We start from the raw sequence: 1954 nt of genomic DNA on the forward strand, positions 1-1954 counted from the left end.
GGCGATGGAAGCGAACCCCGTCACGTGCTCGTTTGATCGCGACCATCCAGACCTGGTCATACAAGCCGACGCACGCACGCAAACAAAGGTGTATGGCCGTCTCGACGATGACGGGAACCTGCACCCCCTCAGCGAGACCGAGTGGAAGGCCCTGCAGGCCCGCCCAAAGGCCTGAAACGTCGCGACAGCACCCTACCCCACAGCGACGCCTAAAAGCCCCTTCGAAGGCCTTCTATCGCGTCAATCCAGCGTCACGCTCCGGCGGTTTCTGCATTCGTGCTGCTTGCTCCTGAACCACTGCACTTGCACGTCGGCTGGCCTCCGCGATCCGAGCTGTCGCAGCCTCGCGGTCGCTTCGTGAACGGCCTTCTTTCTCGACCTCTTTTTTCGCGCTTTCCCCTTTCCTAGCCGGAGACGTAGCGAGGAGTTCCTTGGCTTGTGGGCCCGTGAGCGCAAAGGGCTTGCCGCCAGTGACGATGATGTTGGGCACCGGCTGGCCACCATCGAGGTATTCGCTGATCTTTTGCAGCGCCTCGATGCCATCAGTAGCGACCAATGTCTCGTCTCCATCCCCTCTCAAAATGGGCGGGAACCGGCCCCTGAAATCTGGCTTCTGCTTCTCACCTTCGAACGGAAGGATCTGCATCAGGGCCCCGTCAGCACGCCGGCCGCACAGCACTGCATTGCCAGTTCCGGCATCCACCTTCAGCACCCCTTGCGCCCAAGCCATCTTGATGGCATCGACGTTAATTTCCCGTGCAAGCAGATCATCCATCACAGCAGCGACCTGCGCGTTGGAAGCGCCCTCCACCTCCGGCAGCGGCCGGTCTTTCAGCTGGATGTTCTGCGATTTCGACGCCTTGGCCCTCTCCTTCTGCTCAGCCAGGATGACCCCCCGATCAACAAGCCCGCCATGGCTGTCTTGCCATAGGTGGTCCAGCGTGGAGGCCTTGTCGTTTTTCCTGGACCAGCTTTTGGCCAGGGAAGCCAATACCTCGTCATCGCCGAACTCAGCCTCCCGTCGCCATTCGTCTGCAGCCACCCTACGCATCGACCGCTCGTGATGCTCTTGCCTGCTGGCATAGATTGACGAAGCTTCGCGATGGCGCGAGAGCGCGACGCCAGCAGCGTCGCGGGCCAGATTCCACCCGTCCTTGATGAAGGTATGGCCAACCGTCAGGCCCTGACTGGAATAGACCGTCGTGGCATACCCCAGCTGGATGGCAAGGTCGCCATCCTCTGTGCGCCAGGACGAACTATTGAGGTCAACGTTGACCTGATTCCCATTGGCTAGACGCACCGTCATGGCGTCACCATGGAAATCCTCAATGCGCGCACGCGTGCGGTTGAAGACGCCGGAGTCCCGGACATTGGTGCGAAACTGAATTTCGTCTCCAACGTGGAACTCCTGCAGCCCATCGATGGTTTGCAACTCACGCCCTTCACCCAAAAGCCCTTCTTCTTTCAGCTTCTCCTGGGCTAGGCGATTGAGTTCTTTGACCGACCTGTTGTCGGCCGCGAGGATCAGGTGCGAACGTTCGACCTGGTGCAACTCCTGGCCCGCTGCTACGGTCCAATGCCGATCGTCTTGGTGGATGATTTGCCCCACCAATTCACGGCCACCACGGGAAAAAGCGACGGTGTCACCGACCGCCCTAGAGCGGCTGTTCGACCAAGCGTTCACCAGGGCCTCGTTTACCTCTTCATCGGCGCCGCGCACGACGTTGATGCCACCTTCGCGCTTCGCAAAGGTCTTCAAGGCCTCAGCAGCATGGCCATCGAACAACTGCTTCACAGCCTCCCGTTCCTCGATGCGATGCTGCCGGCGGATCTCGTCCAGACGGTGCGAACCAAGCTTGTCGGCAATGGGCTGAAGTGCAGCACCAGCCCCCACGGATTTTTGCTGCTTCGTATCGCCGAGGAGGATTACCTTTGCCCCCGCTCTATGTGCGAC

The 1954-nt window shown here is 60.2% G+C and carries 1 protein-coding gene; it reads right to left on the reverse strand.

Annotation, left to right across the window (positions count from 1 at the left end; genetic code table 11):
* Nucleotides 1-232: 232 nt before the first annotated feature.
* On the reverse strand, nt 233-1954 hold a 1722-nt coding region (locus GVL03_RS18750; protein ID WP_159502527.1), incomplete at its 5' end, for an AAA family ATPase.

The sequence above is a fragment of the Microbacterium sp. 18062 genome (assembly GCF_902706225.1).
Classification (GTDB): domain Bacteria; phylum Actinomycetota; class Actinomycetes; order Actinomycetales; family Microbacteriaceae; genus Microbacterium.